Raw genomic sequence first — 21,022 nt, 5'->3', positions numbered from 1 at the left:
GCCGGACTTTGAAACGCCCGGGCCGGATGCACGTCGTGCTCTACGGGACCACCACGATCTTCCTGCCGATGCCGGATGCGAACTGGTCGAGGGCCTGGGGGTACTGGTCCAGAGGCAGGCGATCACTGATGAAAATCTCGGGGTCCAGGACCCCGTTAGCGAACAACTCCGCCGCGCGTTCGAAGCTGTGGAGTACGGCCATAGAGCCGGTGATCGTGATCTCGCTGTTATAGATGCGGTACGGATCGATCGTCACCCGCGTCGCATAGTCCGCCACCCCGAACTGTAGGAACGTGCCCGCCTTCGCGACCCGCCCCAGCCCGTCCTGGATCGCGGCCGCGTTCCCGGTCGCGTCGACCACGACGTCCCAGCCCTGCGGCCGGTCCAACTCGTCCGCGTTCGCCGCCGACCCCGACACCCCCAGCCGTACCGCCGTCTCCAGCCGCGCCGGGTTCAGGTCCACCACGTCCACGCTCGCCGCCCCCGTGCGCTTGGCGAGCTCCAGCATCATCAGGCCCATGGTCCCCGAGCCGTAGATCAGGACGTGTGCGCCCAGGCGTGACTGGAGGACGTCGTAGCCTCGGACGGCGCAGGAAAGAGGCTCCACCAGGGCCGCGTCCTCCGTGCGTACGTGCTCGGGCAGCTTCACGCAGTTCGCCACCGGTGCCACCGCGAACTGCGCCGCGCCACCGGCCGTCGTGACGCCGATCGCGGCCCACCGTTCGCAGAGGTTGTTGTGGCCCGTACGGCAGTAGCGGCACTCGTAGCAGTAGAGGGACGGGTCGACGGCCACCCGGTCGCCGACCGCGACCTCCGTGACCTGGGTGCCGACCCCGACGACCCGGCCCGCGAACTCGTGTCCGGGCACGATCGGCAGCTTGGGTGCGAATTCGCCCTGGAGGATGTGCAGGTCCGTGCCGCACAGGCCGCAGGCGGCGACCTCGACGACGACCTCGCGCGGCCCTGGCGTCGGGTCGGGGACCTCGGTGACGACGGCGCGGCCCACGGACTCGATGACGGCGGCCTTCATTTGACGGCTCCCAGTGACAGGCCCTGGACCAGCTTGTCCTGGGCGGCGAACCCCGCGGCGAGCACCGGCAGGGAGATGACGAGCGACGCGGCGCACACCTTCGCCAGGAACAGGCCCTGGCTGGTGATGAAGCCGGTCAGGAAGACGGGGGCCGTCTCGGCCACCACGCCGGTCAGGACTCGGGCGAACAGCAGCTCGTTCCAGCTGAAGATGAAGCAGATCAGGGCCGTTGCGGCGATGCCGGGCAGGGCGATCGGGGCCACCACGCGCGCGAGGACCGTCGGCAGCCGGGCGCCGTCGATCTGCGCTGCCTCGATCACCGCCACCGGCACCTCGGCGAGGAAGGACTGCATCATCCACACCGCGATCGGCAGGTTCATGGAGGTGTAGAGGATGACCAGCAGCCAGATGTTGTCCAGCATCCCGGTGTTCTTGGCGAACAGATAGATCGGGAGCAGGCCCGCCACGATCGGCAGCATCTTCGTGGACAGGAAGAAGAACAGGACGTTTGTCCACTTCTTCACCGGCCGGATCGACAGGGCGTACGCGGCCGGGAGGGCCAGCAGCAGGACCAGGACCGTCGAACCCACCGACGCAACCGCGGAGTTGACCAGCGCCGGCCAGGGGCTCGCGCCGCCGCCCGTGCCGAAGAACTCGCGGTAGCCGTCGAGGGTGAGGGCGGCGCCGAAGGACGGCGGGTTGGTCGCCGCGTCCGACTCCGAGTGGAAGGACGTCAGCGCCATCCAGGCGATGGGCAGGAAGAAGACGACGCCGAGCAGCCAGGCCACCAGGCCCAGGCCGACTCCCTTGCGGCGGGGGCTCGTTCGTACGGCGACCGTGCTCATGCGCGGGACACCTCCTCGCGGAACAGGGACGACACGACGCGCAGGGCGAAGGTCGCGATGATGATCGAGCCGATGACCACCAGGACGCCCGCGGCCGAGGCGAGGCCGTTCTCGTGGGCCTGGTAGAAGCTCTGGTAGACGGTGTAGGGGAGGTTGGCGGTGCCAAGGCCGCCCGAGGTGATGGTGAAGACCGCGTCGAAGTTCTGGACGATGTAGATCGAGCCGAGCAGGGCGCCCAGCTCCAGATATCTGCGCAGGTGCGGGAGCGTGAGGTGGCGGAAGATCTGCCAGTCGTTCGCGCCGTCCACGCGTGCGGCCTCGAGCTGCTGGCTGTCGCGGCTCTGCAGCCCCGCCAGCAGGATCAGCATCATGAACGGTGTCCACTGCCAGATGAGGGAGGCCTCGACGGCGAGCAGCGGGGTGTTGGATATCCAGTCCGGCTGCGGGCCGCCCACGTAGTGCAACAGGCCGTTGAGCAGGCCGTATTCGGGGTTGTACAGGACGTGCTTCCACAGCAGGGCCGCGGCCACCGGGACCACCAGGAAGGGGGCGATCAGCAGGGTGCGGACCACTCCCCGGCCCCGGAACCTCCGGTCCAGGAGCAGCGCGAGCACCAGGCCGAGGACCAGGCTGACCAGGACCACCGTCACCGTCAGCAGGACCGTCGTCCACACCGATCGGCGCAGGTCGGCGTCGGAAAGCACCTGCTGGTAGTTGTCGAACCCGGTGAAGTGGCGGGCCTTGGGGTACAGGGCGTTCCAGTCGAAGAACGAGATCACCAGGGTGGCCACGAACGGCAACTGCGTCACCACGATCATGAAGACCAGGGCGGGCAGCAGCGGGGCCCGGGTGGACCAGGCCTTCAGCCGGGCGGAGGGCCGGCGGGTGGTGCGTACGGGAGTTGCGGCCAGGGGAGCCGTTGTCGTGGCGGTCATCGTCCCTCGTACTCCTTCGAGATCTTCTCGGCGAGCTGCTGGGACTTCCTGAGCGCCGATTCGACGGACTGCCGTCCGGCGATGGCTGCGCTGATCTCCTGGGAGACCTTGGTGCCGAGATCGGTGAACTCGGGGATGCCGACGAACTGGATGCCGGGCGCGGGGCGCGGCTGCACCCCCGGGTTGTCGGGCTTGGCGCCCTCGATGGCCTCCCTGGTCATCTCCTGGAAGGCGCCGGCCTCCTTGCGGTAGTCGGCATTGGTGTACGTCGACGCCCGCTTGCCGGCGGGGACGTCGGACCAGCCGCTGGTGTCGCCGACGAGCTGCTCGTACTGCTTGCTGGAGGCCCAGGACACGAACTTCCAGGCCTTGTCGGGGTTGTGGGAGGCCTTCTGGATGCCCCAGGCCCAGGTGTAGAGCCAGCCGGAGGAGTCGGTCTTCTCGACGGGGGCGGGGGCGTAGCCGAGCTTGCCCTTGACGGGGGAGCCCTTGGCCTCCAGCGATCCGGCCGCGGAGGTGGCGTCGTACCACATGGCGACCTTGCCCTGGGTCATGTTGTTGAGGCACTCGGCGAAGCCCGACTGGGCGGCGCCGGACTCGCCGTGCCTGCGTACCAGGTCGACGTAGAACCTCGTCGCCTTCTCGAAGGCGGGGGAGTCGAGTTCGGCCTTCCAGTTCTTGTCGAACCAGGTGCCGCCGAAGGTGTTCACCACGGTGGTGAGCGGTGCCATCAGTTCGCCCCAGCCGGGCAGTCCGCGCAGACAGATGCCGCGCATCCCGGACTTCGCCCCGTCGACCTCGGCGGCCAGCTTCGCCACCTGGTCCCAGGTGGGATGGGCCGGCATCGTCAGGCCCTTCTCGGCGAAGATGTCCTTGCGGTACATCAGGAAGGACGACTCGCCGTAGAAGGGCTGGCCGTAGAGCTTTCCGTCGTCGGCGGTCAGGGACTGCCGCATCGGCTTCAGGACGTCCTGCTCGTCGTAGCCGGGGTCCTTGGCGACATACGAGTTCATCTCGTGCAGCCAGCTGTTCTTGGCGTAGATCGGGATCTCGTAGTTGCTGAGCGTCGCCACGTCGTACTGGCCCGCCTGGTTGGCGAAGTCCTGGCTGATCTTGTCGCGGACGTCGTTCTCCGGCAGCACGGTGAAGTTCACCTTGATGCCGGTCTCCTTGGTGAAGTGCGCCTTCGTGAGTTTCTGCAGCTCCACCATCTGCGGGTTGTTGACCATCAGGACGTTGATGGAGTTGCCGCCGGAACCGGACCCGCCCGCCCCGACCCAACAGCCGGAGAGCAGCGGGGCGAGCAGCGTCCCTGCGGCGGCCATGGCGAGCGTTGCTCGCGGTGGCCGTCGTCGGCTCGGGGTGCGCATGGATCGCTCCTGTACATATGGGGAGACAAGGGGCGGTTGCGGGCGTGGAAGTGCCCTGGGGAAGGTGAGTTGGAATTTCAGACGCGCAGCGTGCGGGCGCGGACGGGCTCTCTAGACGCGGATGACCTGTGGGCCCAGGAGTGAGTAGCGGTGGGCCTCGGACGAGGGGAGCAGGGTGCTCGTGACGATGGTCTCCAGTGCGCCGATCTCCGCGAACCGGCAGAAGCTGACCGCCCCGAACTTGGTGTGCACGCCCGCGAAGACCGTGCGGCGCGCGGCCCGGATGGCCTGCGCCTTGACCTCGCTGACCGCGGGGTCGGGGGTGGTCAGGCCGTGCTCGCGGGAGATGCCGTTGGCGCCGATGAAGGCGAGGTCGAGGACGAAGCCGGCCAGCATCTTCGTCGTCCAGTGGTCGACGGTGGCCAGGGTGCCGGAGCGGACCCGGCCGCCGAGCAGCAGGACCGAGATGGTGTCGGCCTCGGCCAGTGCGCCCGCGACCGGCAGGGATGCGGTGACCACGGTCAGCGGCCGGTCCCTGGGCAGTGCCTCGGCGATGAGCTGCGGGGTGAAGCCCTCGTCGACGAAGACCGTCTCGGCGTCCCCGAGCAGCTCGGCCGCGGCGGCCGCGATCCGGCGCTTCTCCGGCACGTGGCTGGTGGCGCGGAACTCGAGCGTCGTCTCGAAGCCTGCGCTCTCCACGGGGTAGGCACCGCCGTGGGTGCGGCGGATGAGGCCGTGGTCCTCCAGGGCGCGCAGATCCCGCCGTACGGTCTCCTTGGCGACGCCCAGTGCGGCGGCGAGCGCGGTGACGTCCACCGAGCCGGTGGCGCGCGCGGCCCGCACGATCTCCCGCTGGCGCTCTTCCGCGCTCTTCGCAGTGTTCGCCGTCATCGCCGTCACCTGCCCTCGTGCCGTGCTGCCCGTTCGGGCCCGGTGGGGCCCTCGCAGGAAGTTCTACCCCTGGCGTGCGGCACTGACCAGGCCTGTTGCAGGGCCGATGCTGCCCGTGTGTGCCCGTTTGCCGAGCGGAGTGCCCGCCTCGGACCTGCGGGGCTGTGGGTGGCGGCGTGGGATCGGGCAGGTGCGGTGACCGAATGCGGGGGCGGGCGGGCCCGTTCCGTGCCCGGCCGCCCCCGCGAACGATCGTTTCCCGCCTTTTGACGGCGTCGGAGGACTCAGTACGGCCAGATCGGGGGGTCGCTCACGAAGTGGCCGCCCAGGTAGGCGTGGGCGATGTTGTCGGGCTCCAGTTCGCCCTGCTCGGCGATCAGCTTTTCCGCGTACGGCTCGGAGTCGTCCTGGGGGTCGTAGCCGAGCGCCCGTGCCGTGGACAGGTCCCACCACAGGCGGGTGTTGGCCGAGGAGCCGTAGACGACGGTGTGGCCGACGTTCTGTGCGGTCAGGGCCGCGTGGAAGAGGCGGGCGCCGTCGGCCGGGCTCATCCAGATGGACAGCATGCGCACGCTGGTGGGCTCGGGGAAGCAGGAGCCGATGCGCACCGAGACCGTCTCCAGGCCGTGCTTGTCCCAGTAGAGCTGCGCGAGGTCCTCGCCGAAGGACTTGGACAGGCCGTAGAAGGTGTCCGGGCGGCGCGGGGTGTCGATGGGGATCAGCGGGTCGGAGCCCCGGGGGCGCGGGGTGAAGCCGACCGCGTGGTTGGAGGAGGCGAAGACGATACGGCCGACGCCCTCCTCGCGCGCCGCTTCGTACAGGTTGTACGTGCCCTCGATGTTCGCCGCGAGGATCTTCTCGAAGGGGGCTTCCAGGGAGATGCCGGCCAGGTGGATGATCGCGTCGACGCCCCGCACGGCCTCGCGCAGGGCCTTCCTGTCGGCGAGATCCGCGGTGACGGCGTCCGGGTCGCCCTCGATCGGGCGTACGTCGAGGAGGCGCAGTTCGTAGCCGAAGGCGGGCAGCAGGTTCCGCATCAGGGTGCCGAGCCCGCCGGCGGCGCCGGTGAGCAGAACGGTGCGGGGGGCTGGCATCCTCGCTTCTCCTTCGGTTGGCGGGGCGCATGCGTGCACCTTATTCACATCCGTGGACACGCTAAGGAGCCGCGCCGTACCCCGTCAAGGGCTCTGCGAAATGGGGAAATCCGCTGATGTGATGCCGGTGGGCGCGCTTGACCGGCCGTAAAGTGGCACCTTAGCGTGGTGGCGTTCAGAAATGTAGACACGGATCATGACCGTGGAATCGGTATCGAAATCGGGAGTACCCGTGACGTCAGTCCCTCTCGCCGCTCGACTCGGCATCCCCAGCGGGCCGCTGTTCTTCCCGGTCACCGCCTACGGCCCCGACGGCTCGGTCGAGCTCGACGTGTACCGCGCCCATGTGCGCCGCGGGGTCGAGGGCGGGGCCGCCGCGGTCTTCGCATGCTGCGGCACCGGCGAGTTCCATGCGCTCACGCCCGAGGAGTTCGAGGCGTGCGTGCGGGTGGCGGTGGAGGCGGCGGACGGCCGGGTGCCGGTGGTGGCCGGAGCGGGGTACGGCACCGCGCTCGCCGTCCGGTACGCGCGCGTGGCGGAGGCCGCCGGGGCGGACGGGCTGCTGGCCATGCCGCCGTACCTCGTACTCGCCGGTCAGGAGGGGCTGCTGCGGCACTACCGGGAGGTGGCCGCAGCGACCGCGCTGCCCGTGATCGTCTACCAGCGTGACAACGCCGTGTTCACCCCGGAGTCCGTCGTCGAACTGGCCCGCACGGACGGGATCATCGGCTTCAAGGACGGCCTCGGCGACCTCGACCTCATGCAGCGCATCATCAGCGCCGTCCGCGGCGAGGTCCCCGGCGGCTTCCTCTACTTCAACGGGCTGCCGACCGCCGAGCAGACCCAGCTCGCCTACCGCGCGATCGGCGTCCCGCTCTACTCCTCCGCCGTCTTCTGCTTCGCCCCGGAGATCGCGCTGGCCTTCCACCGGGCGCTGGAGTCCGGTGACACCGCCACCGCGCACCGGCTCCTCGACGGCTTCTACCGGCCGTTCGTCGAACTGCGCGCACAGGGGCGCGGTTACGCCGTCGCCCTGGTCAAGGCGGGCGTGCGGCTGCGCGGGCTCGACGTCGGGGAGGTACGGCCGCCGCTGCACGAGCCCGCCGAGGATCATGTCAAGCAGCTCGCCGAGCTGATCGAGCGCGGGTATGCGCTGTTGGAAGAGAACAAGTGAAGGCGGAGAGCCAGTGAAGGGGGAGAGCCAGTGAAGGGGGAGAGCCAGTGAAGGCGTCGACTTTCGTCTACCCCTGGGACGTCAACGGGGACCCGGCGGCCGCGGGCCGCATCGCCGAGCTCGGGGTGCAGCAGGTGACGCTGGCCTCCGCGTACCACTCCACACGTGCGCTGACGCCCCGCCACCCGCGCCACCGCATCGTCACCGCCGAGCACGCGGCCGTGCTGTATCCCACCGACGGCCGCTGGGAAGGGCGTGCGCTGCGCCCCTACCCGGCCGGGGACTGGGCGCCCGGAAACGCCCACGGCGAGGCGGCCGCGGCTCTCGCGGACGCCGGCCTGGAGGTGCACACCTGGGTCGTCCTCGCCCACAACTCCCGCCTGGGCGCCGAGCATCCGGGCACCTCCGTCGTCAACGCCTACGGCGACCGCTACCCCTGGGCCCCCTGCATCGCGCAGCCCGCCACGCGCGCGTACCTTGTCGACCTGGCCGTCGAGGCGGCCGTACGACCGGGAGCGCGCGGCACGGAACTGGAGTCGCTCGGCTGGTACGGCCTCCAGCATCTGCACGCGCACGACAAGACCGGCGGGGTGGACCTCGGCGACGCCGGGATGTACCTGATGGCGCTCTGCTTCTGCCCGGCCTGCCGGACCGGCTACGCCGAACAGGGCCTGGACGCCGACGAGTTGGCGGCCGCCGTACGCGACGCACTGGAGCCCCTGTGGCGGGGTGCGCCCGACGACGGCGGCTGGGCGGGGGCCGAGAAGCTGCTCGGCGAGGCGAAGGCGTCCGCCACGCGCGCGTGGCGCGACGAAACCGCCCGCACGCTCCAGGAGACCGCGGTCCGGGCGGTGCGCGCGGCGGCCCCCGACGGCTTCCAGGTCCTGCTGCACGCCGACCCCGTGACGTACCACGTCGGAGCCAATCCCGGCGTGGACCCCGCCCACATCCTCTCCGTCGCGGACGGCGTGGTCGTACCGTGCGCGGGCGGCACGGACCTGCTGACACCCTTCGCCGAGCAGGGCCGAAAAGGGGCCGTCATCGCCGCCAACTTCCCCGTGGTCGCCGGAATGGGCGGCACCCCGGCCACGCTGGCCACGGACGCGGTGCAGGCAGCGCGCCGGGGCGCGACCGAACTGCGGCTGTATCACGCGGGGTTGGCGTCGGACGACGACTTGGAGGCGGTACGGTCGGCGCTCGCCGGGCTCTGAGGGGGCTGGGCCGGGCGGCGGGTGGCAGGGCTGCGCCACGGGCCTGCCGGCGCCCTTCGCCGGGGCCTCTGGCCGCGGATGCGATGCAGGCGGGGAGGTGGGGGCGGTCGAACTGTCGCTGTGTGAGGCGGGGTTGGCGTCGGGCGGTGACCTGCAGGCGGTGCGGTCTGCGCTCGCCGGGCATCTGAGCCAGCCGGGCGGCAGGGCCGCGCCAGGGGTCTGCTGGCACCCCTCGCAGGGGATGGGCGCAAGCTCGGCCTCCTGGCCGCGGACACGGCGTGGGCGGACAAACCGCGGCTGGGTCACCACCGGTCGGCGTCGGACCGTGACCTGGAAACGGTGTGCTCGGTGCTCGTCGGGCGTTGGAGGAGTCGCGTGGCCGTAAGCAGCAGAGTTGCGCCCAGGGCCAGTAGCAGGAGGAGGTAGTCCGTGAGTTCGACCAGGGCTGCCCCTGTGGCCAGACCTAGCACGTTCGGTGTGAAGAGGAGTGTGTTGGCCGTGGCGGCCGTTCGGCCGCGCAGGGCGTTCGGTGTCTCGTGCTGTACGGCGGTCAGTGCCGCGATCAGGACGCAGGGGAGCCCTGCTCCGATCGCCGCGCTGCACAGCAGGGCGACCGGGTCCGAGGGGGTGGCCCGGGCGGCGATCGCGATGCCCGTGAGGGCGATCCCGTAGGCCGCGAAGCGGTGTTCGCCCAGGCGGCGCAGGGTCGGGCCGGAGGCCAGGCCGACGGCCACCGAGCCGATGCCCTGGACGGCGTACAGGACACCGGCGTAGGCAGGGGAGTGGCCGAGGCCGTCGATGACGGCGTAGAGCAGTGCCCCGGACAGGCCCGCGCAGAACATCGTGGTGCCGCCCGCCAGGACGAGGGGGCGCAGTCGGGCGTGCTTCCAGAGGTACCTGATGCCCTCCGCGGTCCCTGTCCGGCGGTCCGGCGGCTGGGGGTTCTCCTCGCGGACCCGCAGCAGGGCGTACAGGCCCGTGGCCAGCACGAACGTGATGGCGTCCAGCAGGGCGACGCCCGGGCCGCCGTACGCCGCGAAGAGGGCCGCGCCCGCGAGTGGGGCGACCAGCTTCATGCCCTCGGTCGCCGTCATGCGCAGCCCGTTGAAGTCGCCCAGCAGGGACCGGTCGACCGCGGCCGCGACGAGAGCCGACTCGGCGGCGCCATGGACGACGCCCGCGGCGCCGTACACGAACAGGACCGTGTACAGCAGCCACAGCCGGCTCGGGGAGTCGACGGTGAAGAGGGTGAGCAGGAGCGCGGCCAGGAGCAGGTTCGCGCCGATCAACAGGGGTTTGCGGCGGAGCCGGTCGGCGAGGGTGCCGAGCAGGGGGCCGGCGAGCGTGGGTGCCCACATGGCGAGCAGGCACAGCGCGGCCAGTCCGTCGGAGCCGGTCAGCTCCTTGACCCATACGCCGGACGCCAGCCACAGCGCCGACGTCCCGAAGCCGGAGATCACCACACCGGCGAGATACAGGCCCGCATTGCGGTCCCGCAGGACCCGCACGACCGCCCATGTCGATGTCGTCATGCCTGGCCATGGTGGGTCTAAGGCCCCCGGCCGGGGATGAGGCAAGTGCCTTAACCGGGCTGCGATGAGTTTCGGGGGCGCGGTCGGTCTACATCGACGAGACACGACTGTGAGGAGCAGGGCATGAGTGACACGACCCTCGATCTCGGACCCCAGACCCGCGTCATCGCGCGGCTCGCGGCGGGCGTGAACGAGGAGCAGCTGGCGGATCCGACGCCCTGCCCGGACTACGCGGTGCGCAACATGCTGGGCCATCTGCTCGGACTGTCCGTCGCCTTCCGCGACGCGGCCCGCAAGGACCTGGGCGTCACGACCGACACCAACCCCGGCGCCGCCGCCCCGGACCTGGCCCCCGACTGGCGCGAGGCCCTGCCCAAGGTCCTCGACGAACTGGCCGAGGCCTGGCGCGACCCGGCCGCGTGGACCGGCATGACCAGGGCCGGCGGCGTCGACCTGCCCGGCGAGGTCGCCGCTGCCGTCGCAGTGGACGAACTGGTCATCCACGGTTGGGACCTGGCCCGCGCCACCGGCCAGGACTACATCCCCGACCCGGCCGCACTCCAGGCCTCCCACGACTTCCTGCTGGCCGCGGCCAACGACCCGAGCCGGGGCGGGGGCATCTTCGGGCCCGTGGTGCCCGTACCGCCGGATGCTCCGCTGCTCGATCGGGCGGTGGGGCTCAGCGGGCGCGACCCCGGGTGGGTGCCCACGCCGTGACGGGCGGGGCGGGAGCGAGCCGGCCGCGGGTGCGCCTGCCGTGAACAAGGGCTCTGGCGTGCGAGCGGACCGTACGCTCCCCGCATGCCCCTCACCCTCACCGTCCTTGGCACTGCCTCCCCGCACCCGCAGCCCGGCCACCCCTGCTCCGGGTATCTCCTGCGCGGCGGGGCGCCGAAGTGTGGGTCGATGCCGGGCCCGGCAGCTTCGCCGCATTGCAGCAGCACACGGACCCGACCCGCCTGAGCGCCATCTGGATCTCGCACCTGCACGCCGACCTCCCCCAGTCTCGAACTTCGCTCGACCGGGCGGTGCCCCCATCGCCGATCTGCTGTCCGCGGTGTACGGACTCGCGTACGGCGGACTCACCCCGCCCGCGCCCATTCCGGTCCACGCACCCGGCGACTGCGCCCAGCGCCTCGCCGGGTTCTTCGGACGCCCCGACGCCGGATTCCTCAGCGGCATCCTCGACTTCCGTACCTTGCACGACGGCCACACCGCCCGATACGGGGACCTGCTCCTCACCTCCCGCGCCGTCGTCCACGATGTCGAGGCATACGGGCTGCGCGCGGAAGCCGACGGACGCGTGCTCGCCTACTCCGGGGACAGCGGACCGTGCGCCGCGCTCGGCCGACTCGCCGCCCGCGCCGATCTGTTCCTGTGCGAGGCCGACATCGACACCCATCGCGAAGGCGAACAGGTGCACTTGACCCCCGAGGACGCCGGCGAAGCGGCCCGCGCGGCGGCCGCGAGCCGACTGCTCGTCACCCACGTCGGACCCACTCTCACCCGCGAGTCGGCGACGAAACGCGCCGCTGCCGCCTTCGTCGGCCACACCACCACGGCCCGCGAGGGCGAGACCACCACCGTCTGAACGTCCGAACCCCGCAACCCCAACTTCCTTTGTCAGAAGCATTGACGAGACATGCGCCCCCTCCTACCTTCAACGCGTCGTACTTCGTACGTCATATATGAGACGCGATACGCGAGATCAGATACCCGAGATCTGATACGTGACTTCCGAGAGGCGCGCATGACCTCTGTGCCCATGCCGATCCCGTCCCGCACGCAGTACGTGCTGGACGCGATCAAACACCGCATCCTCACCGGGCAGTTGACGCCGGGCCAGGCCCTGGTCGAGACCGAGCTCGCCGCACAGTTCGGGGTGTCCAAGACCCCCGTGCGTGAGGCGCTCAAGACGCTCGCCGGTACCGGGCTCGTCGTGATGAGCCAGTACAAGGGCGTGACGGTGCGCATGGTGGACGCGGACATGGCGCGCGAGGTCTACGACGTGCGGCTGCTGCTGGAGCCCGAGGCGCTCCGGCGGGCGGTGCGGCGAGGGGCCTCCCTCGACGCCGCACGCACGGCGCTGACCAGTGCCGACGACGCCACCGACACCGCCGAACGGTCCCTCGCCAACCGGGAGTTCCACCGCGCCCTGTATCTGCCCTGCGGCAACCCGCTGCTCGGCCGCATGCTCGACGAGGTCCGCGACCAGGCGGCCCTCGTCTCCGCGGTGGCCTGGGCGGCCTCGCCCTCCTGGGAGCGGGAGGCCGGCGAGCACCGGGAGATCCTGCGGCTCGCCCTGGCGGGCGACGCCGACGGCGCGGCCCGCGCCCTGCACGCCCATATCGCGTCCTTCGTCGAGCGAGCCTTCCCCCAGGCAACCGACCAGGTCACGGACCAGGCAGCGAACCAGGCAGCGAACCAGGCAGCGAACCAGGAAGGTACCGGATGAGCAGCGTGACGTTCGAGACCCAACGGGCGGCCCTGGCCGACGTGGTGGCGATCCCGGTGACTCCGTTCGCCGAGGACGGCACCGTCGACCAGGACGCCCACCGGGCCCTGCTGCGTCGGCTGCTCGAGGGCGGAATCGGCATCCTCACCCCCAACGGAAACACCGGCGAGTTCTACGCGCTCTCCCCCGAAGAGCGCCGTCTCGTCACCGAGTTGACCATCGAGGAGACCGGCGACCGCGCCGCGATCCTCGTCGGCGTCGGCCACGACGTGCCCACCGCCGTCGCCGCCGCCCGGCACGCCCGTGAGCAGGGCGCCCAGATGGTGATGGTCCATCAGCCCGTCCATCCGTATGTCTCCCAGGGCGGCTGGGTCGACTACCACCGCGCCATCGCCGAGACCGTCCCCGAGCTGGGTGTCGTCCCCTACATCCGCAACGCCCAGCTGGCCGGCGCCCGTCTCGCCGAACTCGCCGACACCTGCCCGAACGTCATCGGCGTCAAGTACGCCGTCCCCGACGCCGCCAAGTTCGCCGCCTTCGCACGGGACGCGGGGCTCGACCGCTTCGTGTGGGTCGCCGGTCTCGCCGAGCCCTACGCGCCCTCGTACTTCTCCGCGGGCGCCACCGGCTTCACCTCCGGACTCGTGAACGTCGCCCCGTCCGTCTCGCTGAACATGATCGAAGCGCTTCGGTCCGGCGACTACCCGGGCGCCATGAAGGTCTGGGAGCAGATCCGCCGCTTCGAGGAACTCCGCGCGGCGAACGGCTCCGCCAACAACGTCACCGTCGTCAAGGAGGCCCTCGCCTCCCTCGGCCTGTGCCGCCGCGACGTCCGCCCGCCGAGCAGCACCCTTTCCGAGGACGAGCGCGCCGAGGTCGCCGCCATAGCCGCCGGATGGTCGATATGACCGACAGAATGCGTCCCGAGGACCTCAGAAGCCACCAGTGGTACGGCACCGAGGGCCAGCTGCGCACCTGGTCGCACAACGCCCGGATGCGCCAGCTGGGTTACGAGGCGGAGGAGTACCGGGGCCGCCCGGTGATCGCCGTGCTCAACACCTGGTCGGACATCAACCCCTGCCACGTCCATCTGCGTGAGCGGGCCGAGGCGGTCAAGCGGGGCGTGTGGCAGGCGGGGGGCTTCCCGCTGGAGTTCCCGGTCGCCACGCTCTCGGAGACCTACCAGAAGCCGACCCCCATGCTCTACCGCAACCTGCTCGCGATGGAGACGGAGGAGCTGCTGCGGTCGTATCCGGTGGACGCGGCGGTGCTGCTCGGGGGCTGCGACAAGTCGACCCCGGCGCTGCTCATGGGCGCGGCCTCGGCCGACGTACCGTCGATCTTCGTGCCCGCCGGACCGATGCTGCCGGGGCACTGGCGCGGTGAGACCCTCGGCTCCGGCACCGACATGTGGAAGTACTGGGACGAGCACCGCGCGGGAAACCTCACGGACTGCGAACTGCGGGAGCTGCAGGGCGGGTTGGCGCGTTCCCCCGGTCACTGCATGACCATGGGGACCGCCTCCACGATGACCGCGGCCGCGGAAGCCCTCGGCATGACGCTGCCGGGCGCCTCCTCGATCCCGGCCGTCGACTCCGGGCACGAGCGGATGGCCGCCGCCTCCGGGCGCCGCGCCGTGGACCTCGCCTGGACCGGGCTCAAGCCGTCCGGGATCCTCACCCGCGAGGCCTTCGAGGACGCCGTCACCACGGTGCTCGGGCTCGGCGGCTCCACCAATGCGGTCATCCACCTGATCGCGATGGCGGGCCGCTGCCAAGTGCCCCTCACCCTGGACGACTTCGACCGCATCGCGCGGACCGTGCCGGTGCTGGCCAACGTCCGTCCCGGCGGACAGACGTACCTCATGGAGGACTTCTACTTCGCCGGCGGCCTGCCCGCCTTCCTCTCGCGGATCACCGACCTGCTGCACCTGGACCGCCCGACGGTCAACGGCACTCTGGGCGAGCAGATCGAGGGCGCCGTCGTCCACGACGACGACGTCATCCGCACCCGCGAGAACCCGGTCGCCGCCGAGGGAGGAGTCGCCGTCCTGCGCGGAAACCTCTGCCCCGACGGCGCCGTCATCAAGCACATCGCCGCCGAGAGCCACCTGCTCAAGCACACCGGCCCCGCGGTCGTCTTCGACGACTACAAGACCATGCAACGCACCATCAACGACCCGGAGTTGAACATCACCGCCGACAGCGTGCTGGTGCTGCGCAACGCCGGCCCCAAGGGCGGCCCCGGCATGCCCGAGTACGGCATGCTGCCGATCCCGGACCACCTGCTCAAGCAGGGCGTACGGGACATGGTCCGTATCTCCGACGCCCGGATGAGCGGCACGAGTTACGGCGCCTGCGCACTGCACATCGCCCCCGAGTCGTACGTCGGCGGCCCGCTCGCCCTCGTCGGCACCGGCGACCTCATCACCCTCGACGTCGAGGCACGCACCCTCCATCTCCACGTGGACGACGAGGAGCTGGAGCAGCGCAAGGCGGCCTGGACACCCCCGCCCACCCGCTGTGAACGCGGCTACGGCGCCCTCTACAACGACCAGATCACCCAGGCAGACACCGGCTGCGACTTCAGGTTCCTGGCCGGCCCAGGCAAGGTCCCAGACCCCTACGCAAGCTGAAGCGCCCCGTCAGGGGCGCGGGGCCGTATCGATATGCGGCTCCGCCGCGCGGGCGCGACATGCCACCGCAAGCCCGCACTCGCAGTCCAGCCGCAAGCGGCACCCCATGCGCACCGAGAAAGCGCTTGCCCCGCAAGGCAGCCGTACCGAGAACGGAGACCTGTCATGGCCCAAGCCGCAGCCGTGGCGAACCCGCCCGCGCCACCCCGGCGGCGCCGTGCCTCCGCCACGCCGCGCAGGCTGCCGTATCTGCTGATCGCCCCGGCGGCCCTGCTCATGCTGGGCTTCATCGCCTACCCGGTGATCAGCGTCTTCTACTACAGCCTGCAGAACTTCAACCCCACCAAGCCGTGGCGGAACGGCTACGCGGGCTTCGACAACTTCGTCCAGATCTTCACCAAGGACACCCAGTTCTGGGACACGCTGACCTTCAGCGCCAAGTGGGTCGTCGTAGAAGTGGGCCTGCAACTGCTGTTCGGTCTCGCACTCGCCCTCATCGTCAACCAGACCTTCGTGGGGCGGGCGGTGGGCCGGGCGCTCGTCTTCTCGCCGTGGGCCGTGTCCGGTGTGCTGACCTCGGCGATCTGGGTGCTGCTCTACAACTCCCAGACGGGCATCACCCGTTACCTCGCGGACATGGGCATCGGCTCGTACGGCACCAGCTGGCTCTCGGACACCTCGACCGTCTTCCCCGCGGCGATAGTCGCCGACCTGTGGCGCGGTGTCCCCTTCTTCGCGATCCTCATCCTCGCCGACCTGCAGTCCGTCTCGAAGGACCTCTACGAGGCCGCCGAGGTCGACGGCGCGAGCCGCGTCAAGCAGTTCTGGCACATCACGCTGCCCCATCTGAAGGACGCGATCGTGCTGTCGACGCTGCTGCGCGCGGTGTGGGAGTTCAACAACGTCGACCTGCTCTACACCCTCACCGGCGGCGGACCGGCCGGCGAGACCACGACCCTCCCGCTCTACATCGCCAACACCAGCGTGGACGCCCACAACTTCGGCTACGCATCGGCCCTGACCACGGTGGCGTTCGTGATTCTGCTCTTCTTCTCGATCGTCTATCTGCGCCTGAGCAAGTTCGGAGGTGAGGAGAAGTGATCACCGAGATCGCACCCGCGCCGGAGCGCGTGGCCGCCCAGCCCGCCCGGCCGAGGAAGAAGCGCCGCGCCTGGGACGAGGTCCCCCGCCGGCAGATCTACGTCCCCCTGTCGATCTACCTCCTCTTCACCCTGATCCCCTTCTACTGGATCCTGCTCTTCGCTCTCCGCCCGGCCGGCTCGACCTCCCTCGTGCCGTGGCCGATGACCTTCGACCACTTCGAGAAGGTCTGGAACGAGCGGGCCTTCGGCACCTACTTCCAGAACAGCGTGCTCGTCGGCATCGCGACCCTGGTGATGACGACCCTCGTCGCCCTGGCCGGCGGCTACGCCCTCGCCCGGTTCAACTTCAAGATCAAGAAGGCGTTCATGCTGGCCCTGCTCTGCACGCAGTTCGTGCCGGGCGCGCTGCTCCTCGTTCCGCTCTTCGAGATCTTCGCCAACCTGCGGATGATCAACTCACTCGTGAGCGTCATCATCGCCGAGACCGTCTTCCAGCTGCCGCTGTCGATGATCCTGATCAGCGGCTTCATCCGGAACGTGCCGTACTCGCTCGAAGAGGCCGCCTGGGTCGACGGCTGCAACCGGTTCACCGCCTTCCGTATCGTCGTACTGCCGCTGCTGCGGCCCGGGTTGATCGCCGTCGGCTCCTTCGCCTTCGTGCACGCCTGGAACCACTTCCTGTTCGCCCTGATGTTCCTGAGCGACCAGAGCAAGCAGACCATCCCCGTCGGCCTCAACACCCTGATGAGCGCGGACAGCGTCGACCTCGGCGCGCTCGCCGCGGGCGGCATCATCGCGGCCGTACCCGTCGTGATCGTCTTCGCCTTCATCCAGAAGTGGCTGATCACGGGGTTCAGTGCGGGGGCGGTGAAGGGATGAGAGCCCGTCACCTCGCCTTCGGGGCTGCCCGGTTGGGCGCGCTGTGCATACCGGCACACGCCGAATCGGCCCGCGACACCAGCCGCGACACCCTCCCCGCCGACGACGGCTGGGCCGCCCACGGCAGCGGCACGACCGGCGGGTCGGCCGCCGACGACGCCCGCGTCTGCACCGCCACCGACCGCGCCGGCCTGGCCGGCATCCTCTTCAACGGCCACCCGGTGGACCTCCTGGCGATCTACAACGTCTACGACTCGGGCAGCGAGCGCGACCTCACGGCCGAGGTCAGCCGGCCGCCTACCCTGCACACAAAGATCGACAGCGCCGAGGCGGCCGACCGAGAGGTGGCGCACGGCGCGGGCGCCGGGAGGATCTCATGAGCACCGTAGACATCGTCCTGGCGGGCGCGCGCGGCCACGGCCGCTGGCACCTGGACAACATCCGCCGGCTCCAGGACAAGGGGATCGTACGGCTGGCAGGCATCTGCGAGCTGACCCCGCTGACCGCGGACGAGATACCGGAGGGCCTCGGCACGCCCGAGCAGTCCGCCGACTTCGGCGCGCTCCTCGACTCCACCGGCGCCCGGATCGCCGTGATCTGCACCCCGATCCCCACCCACACCGACCTGGCGCTCACGGCCGCCCGCAGGGGCGTACATCTGCTGCTGGAGAAGCCGCCCGCGCCGTCGTACGCCGAGTTCCGGCGGATGGCCGACGGGGTCGCCGAGGCGGGCGTGGTCTGCCAGATCGGCTTCCAGTCGCTGGGCTCGCACGCCGTCCCCGGCATCCTCGGGATGGTCGCCGAGAACGCCGTCGGCGAGCTCGTCGGGGTCGGCGGTGCCGGTGCCTGGGTGCGCCCCGAGGCCTACTACCGGCGGGCGCCCTGGGCGGGCAAACGGCGCCTGAACGGTGTCGACGTCATCGACGGCGTGCTCACCAACCCCCTCGCACACGCCGTGGCCACCGCACTGGCCGTCAACGGCACCCCACACGCCGAGGACGTCACCGGCATCGAGCTCGAGCTGCTGCGCGCCAACGACATCGATTCCGACGACACCTCCTGCGTCCGCATCACCACCGCACCGGGCCGCAAGGTCACCGTCGCCGCGACCCTGTGCGCCGAGCGGGACGACGAGCCGTATGTCGTCGTGCACGGCACCCGCGGCCGGATCACCTACTGGTACAAGCAGGACCGCGTCCTGCTCCAGCGCGCCGACCACGGCCCCGAGGAGTACGAGTACGGCCGCACCGACCTGCTGGAGAACCTCGTCGACCACCTCACCGACGGCGCCGACCTCCTGGTCACCCCGGACGCAACCGGCGCCTTCATGAGGGTCGTCGAAGCGATTCGGCAGGCCCCCGACCCGGCTCCGCTGCCGGCCGGGGCCTGGCACCTGGTCCCCGACGAGGGCCGCAGGGTCGTTCCCGGCATCGACGGACTCGTGGCAGCCGCCGCCGACACCCTCTCCCTCTACTCCGAGCTCGGCGCCACCTGGGCCCCACCGAAAGAGGTGAGCATGTGATGACGACCATCGACTCGCCCGTCCTGCGCGTCGCCGGCCGCCCGGTCGGCCGCTACGTCACCCGGCCTGAACTGCCGGCCCGGCTCTCACCGCGCCCCTATCTGCACCCCGTCACCACCCTGGCGGGCACGGCGGTCACCGAGCTGAGCCCCGCCGACCACACCCACCACCTCGGCGTCGGTGTCGCCGTTCCCGATGTCGAGGGGCACAACTTCTGGGGCGGGCGGACCTACGTACGCGACCGGGGCCCGACCGAGCTGGACAACCACGGCGCCCAGCGCCACACCGCCTTCCAGCTGCGCGACCCCGACGGATTCGTGGAGGAACTGCGCTGGGTGGCGTCAGGCGGCGAGCTGCTGCGCGAGTGCCGCACGGTCGCCGCCACCGAACTCACCGACACCGCCTGGGCGTTGGACTTCACGTTCTCGCTCACGAACGTCACCGACAGGCCGCTGTCGATCGGCAGCCCGGCCACCAACGGACGCCCCGACGCGGCGTACGGCGGCTTCTTCTGGCGCGCCCGCAAGGAGTACGACACGCCGCACGTCTTCACCGCCGACCGCGAGGGTGAGGCTGAGGTGCATGCCACCCGCGCCGACTGGCCGGCCCTAGCGGGCACCACCTGGACCCTGGTCTTCGCCGGCGCCACGGACACCACCCGCCGCGACCCGTGGTTCGTACGCACCGCCGAATACCCGGGTGTGGGCTCGTCCCTGGCCCACACCGACCGCCTCCCGATCGCGCCCGCCGAGACCGTCGTACGGCGCATCATCACCGTCGTCGCCGACGGCCGCCTGAGCCGCAACGAGGCGGCAGCACTGGTCCGCAAGACAGTGAGTCAGTGACGCCCGGCGTCCGCCCGGACCCGACCGTCCAGCCGGACTTGGCTGGTCGTTGAGCGGTTCCCGCCGCGACCCCCCGCAACTTCGTGTCTCCGTTGGATCCAGCAGAAGAGAGCCGACCAATGAAGAGCAGCATCCGCAGAAGCAGGCGCGCGGCCGTCGCCGTCGCCCTGGGCTCCGTGCTCGCCCTGACCGCCACCGCCTGCGGCGACGACGGCAGCGGCAGCGCGGGGGACAAGGGCAACGAGGGCTCCGGCAAGGGCGAGATCACCTTCTGGGACAACAACGGCGGTGTCCGGACCGACATCTGGAAGCAGATCATCGCCGACTTCGAGAAGAAGAACCCGGACATCAAGGTCAACTACGTCGGCATCCCCGCCGCGAGCGCCCAGTCCAAGTACGACACCGCCATCCAGGGCGGCGGCCTGCCGGACGTCGGCGGCGTCGGCACCGCGATGCTCGCCGAGGTCGCCGTCCAGGGCGCGCTGGAGCCGCTGGACGGCCGCCTGGCGAAGAGCTCCCTGAACGGCGAGCTGAGCCAGAACCTGCTGGAAAGCAGCAAGGCCGCGGGCGGCGGCGACAAGCTGTACCAGATCCCGACCTCGTCCAACAACGGCACGCTGTGGTACCGGACGGACCTGTTCAAGAAAGCCGGCCTGGACGCGCCTACCACCTGGTCGAAGTTCTACGAGGCCGCCGACAAGCTCACCGACAAGAGCAAGAACGAGTTCGGGTTCACCATTCGCGGTGGCGAGGGCTCGATCGCGCCGGCGCTGGACGCGTCGTACAGCCAGAGCGGTATCACTTCGTTCTGGAACGGCGACAAGACCACGGTCAACGACCCGAAGAACGTCGCCGCGCTGGAGAAGTACGTCGCCCTCTACAAGAAGGACACCCCGTCCGCCGACGTCAACAACGACTTCACCAAGATGGTCGCCCAGTGGGACAGCGGCACGATCGGCATGCTGAGCCACAACCTGGGGTCCTATCAGGACCATCTGAAGGCGCTGGGCGCTGACAAGTTCCGCGGGCTGCCCAACCCGACGCAGGACAACGGCACCCGGGTGCAGATATCCAACCCGGTGGACGGGCTGAGCGTCTTCAAGTCCAGCAAGAACAAATCAGCTGCCTGGAAGTTCGTCGAGTTCGCCGTCTCGCACGAGGAGAACTCGAAGTTCAACCAGTCCGCGGGGCAGATTCCGGCGAACACGGAAGCCGCGCAGGACGCGTGGATCCAGAAGGCCGAGCCCACGAAGCTGGCCGCTGCCGCGCTGAACGGGGCTGACACCAAGATTGTGCAGTTGCCGTACTACCTGCCGGACTGGAACACGATTTCCAAGGCCGACAACGAGCCGAACTTCCAGAAGGTCCTGCTCGGAAAGTTGAGCGGGAAGGAGTTTCTGGACACGTTGGCCGATCAGCTGAACAAGGCGCAGGCGGACTGGAAGAAGAACCACTGAGAGCTCGGGTGGTTTCGGGTGGTGGGGGAGTGCCGGTCGGTTCG

General features: G+C 70.2%; 19 protein-coding genes and 1 pseudogene. 13 read left to right on the top strand and 7 right to left on the bottom strand.

The genetic code is table 11. The features are described from left to right. Positions 1-40: 40 nt before the first annotated feature. From ACWCRD_RS21970 to ACWCRD_RS21945, 6 genes are all read right to left on the bottom strand, one after another. Positions 41-1,030, bottom strand: a complete 990-nt coding sequence (locus tag ACWCRD_RS21970) for a zinc-dependent alcohol dehydrogenase family protein (protein ID WP_450967490.1) — start codon at positions 1,028-1,030, stop codon at positions 41-43. Then, positions 1,027-1,875, bottom strand: coding sequence for a carbohydrate ABC transporter permease (locus ACWCRD_RS21965; protein ID WP_450967489.1), 849 nt, complete (start codon positions 1,873-1,875; stop codon positions 1,027-1,029). The genes ACWCRD_RS21970 and ACWCRD_RS21965 overlap by 4 nt, the downstream gene beginning before the upstream one ends. Next, entirely contained in the window at positions 1,872-2,810 is a 939-nt protein-coding gene (locus tag ACWCRD_RS21960) for a carbohydrate ABC transporter permease (protein WP_450967488.1), read from the bottom strand. Before ACWCRD_RS21960 ends, ACWCRD_RS21965 begins: the two co-directional genes overlap by 4 nt. Continuing rightward, positions 2,807-4,180: an ABC transporter substrate-binding protein gene (locus ACWCRD_RS21955; RefSeq protein WP_450967487.1), complete on the bottom strand. Its 1,374-nt coding sequence runs from the start codon at positions 4,178-4,180 to the stop codon at positions 2,807-2,809. The genes ACWCRD_RS21960 and ACWCRD_RS21955 overlap by 4 nt, the downstream gene beginning before the upstream one ends. Before the next feature lie 111 nt (positions 4,181-4,291). Then, on the bottom strand, positions 4,292-5,071 hold the full coding sequence (locus tag ACWCRD_RS21950) for a DeoR/GlpR family DNA-binding transcription regulator (protein WP_450967486.1): 780 nt from the start codon (positions 5,069-5,071) through the stop codon (positions 4,292-4,294). A 284-nt stretch (positions 5,072-5,355) separates the two neighbouring features. Further along, positions 5,356-6,165, bottom strand: a complete 810-nt coding sequence (locus ACWCRD_RS21945; protein WP_450967485.1) for an NAD-dependent epimerase/dehydratase family protein — start codon at positions 6,163-6,165, stop codon at positions 5,356-5,358. A 232-nt stretch (positions 6,166-6,397) separates the two neighbouring features. On the opposite strand from ACWCRD_RS21945, the gene ACWCRD_RS21940 reads away from it, so the two are divergent. Both ACWCRD_RS21940 and ACWCRD_RS21935 read left to right on the top strand, forming a co-directional pair. Next, on the top strand, positions 6,398-7,339 hold the full coding sequence (locus ACWCRD_RS21940) for a 5-dehydro-4-deoxyglucarate dehydratase (RefSeq protein WP_450967484.1): 942 nt from the start codon (positions 6,398-6,400) through the stop codon (positions 7,337-7,339). A gap of 47 nt (positions 7,340-7,386) precedes the next feature. Further along, a complete protein-coding gene (locus tag ACWCRD_RS21935) occupies positions 7,387-8,550 on the top strand; it encodes a hypothetical protein (RefSeq protein ID WP_450967483.1) in 1,164 nt (387 codons plus the stop codon). Between the two features lie 302 nt (positions 8,551-8,852). Here the strand turns inward: ACWCRD_RS21935 and ACWCRD_RS21930 are convergent, their stop codons facing one another. Then, complete coding sequence (locus ACWCRD_RS21930; protein ID WP_450967482.1) at positions 8,853-10,082, bottom strand: MFS transporter; 1,230 nt, start codon at positions 10,080-10,082, stop codon at positions 8,853-8,855. 123 nt (positions 10,083-10,205) lie between these two features. On the opposite strand from ACWCRD_RS21930, the gene ACWCRD_RS21925 reads away from it, so the two are divergent. The 11 genes and pseudogenes from ACWCRD_RS21925 (at position 10,206) to ACWCRD_RS21875 (ending at position 20,978) form a co-directional block, all read left to right on the top strand. Then, entirely contained in the window at positions 10,206-10,799 is a 594-nt protein-coding gene (locus tag ACWCRD_RS21925) for a TIGR03086 family metal-binding protein (RefSeq protein WP_450967481.1), read from the top strand. Positions 10,800-10,883: 84 nt separating this feature from the next. Continuing rightward, positions 10,884-11,673, top strand: a pseudogene (locus ACWCRD_RS21920) (MBL fold metallo-hydrolase). Between the two features lie 159 nt (positions 11,674-11,832). Then, on the top strand, positions 11,833-12,537 hold the full coding sequence (locus tag ACWCRD_RS21915; RefSeq protein WP_450967480.1) for a GntR family transcriptional regulator: 705 nt from the start codon (positions 11,833-11,835) through the stop codon (positions 12,535-12,537). Beyond that, positions 12,534-13,445, top strand: a complete 912-nt coding sequence (locus ACWCRD_RS21910; protein ID WP_450967479.1) for a dihydrodipicolinate synthase family protein — start codon at positions 12,534-12,536, stop codon at positions 13,443-13,445. The genes ACWCRD_RS21915 and ACWCRD_RS21910 overlap by 4 nt, the downstream gene beginning before the upstream one ends. After that, positions 13,442-15,172 (top strand): L-arabinonate dehydratase, encoded by a 1,731-nt coding sequence (gene araD / locus ACWCRD_RS21905; protein WP_450967478.1) that lies wholly within the window; start codon positions 13,442-13,444, stop codon positions 15,170-15,172. The genes ACWCRD_RS21910 and araD overlap by 4 nt, the downstream gene beginning before the upstream one ends. 165 nt (positions 15,173-15,337) lie before the next feature. Further along, on the top strand, positions 15,338-16,273 hold the full coding sequence (locus ACWCRD_RS21900) for a carbohydrate ABC transporter permease (protein WP_450967477.1): 936 nt from the start codon (positions 15,338-15,340) through the stop codon (positions 16,271-16,273). Continuing rightward, a complete protein-coding gene (locus ACWCRD_RS21895; RefSeq protein ID WP_450967476.1) occupies positions 16,270-17,154 on the top strand; it encodes a carbohydrate ABC transporter permease in 885 nt (294 codons plus the stop codon). Before ACWCRD_RS21900 ends, ACWCRD_RS21895 begins: the two co-directional genes overlap by 4 nt. Beyond that, complete coding sequence (locus ACWCRD_RS21890) at positions 17,151-17,534, top strand: hypothetical protein (protein ID WP_450967475.1); 384 nt, start codon at positions 17,151-17,153, stop codon at positions 17,532-17,534. Before ACWCRD_RS21895 ends, ACWCRD_RS21890 begins: the two co-directional genes overlap by 4 nt. Next, positions 17,531-18,676 (top strand): Gfo/Idh/MocA family protein, encoded by a 1,146-nt coding sequence (locus ACWCRD_RS21885; protein WP_450967474.1) that lies wholly within the window; start codon positions 17,531-17,533, stop codon positions 18,674-18,676. Before ACWCRD_RS21890 ends, ACWCRD_RS21885 begins: the two co-directional genes overlap by 4 nt. Continuing rightward, positions 18,676-19,521: a DUF6807 domain-containing protein gene (locus tag ACWCRD_RS21880; protein ID WP_450967473.1), complete on the top strand. Its 846-nt coding sequence runs from the start codon at positions 18,676-18,678 to the stop codon at positions 19,519-19,521. The genes ACWCRD_RS21885 and ACWCRD_RS21880 overlap by 1 nt, the downstream gene beginning before the upstream one ends. A gap of 119 nt (positions 19,522-19,640) precedes the next feature. Further along, on the top strand, positions 19,641-20,978 hold the full coding sequence (locus tag ACWCRD_RS21875; protein WP_450967472.1) for an ABC transporter substrate-binding protein: 1,338 nt from the start codon (positions 19,641-19,643) through the stop codon (positions 20,976-20,978). Positions 20,979-21,022: the final 44 nt, after the last annotated feature.

The sequence above is a fragment of the Streptomyces sp. NPDC002092 genome (genome assembly GCF_053593775.1).
The sequence above is the reverse complement of the archived record's forward strand: the minus strand, read 5'-3'. Positions and strand labels throughout refer to the sequence as shown.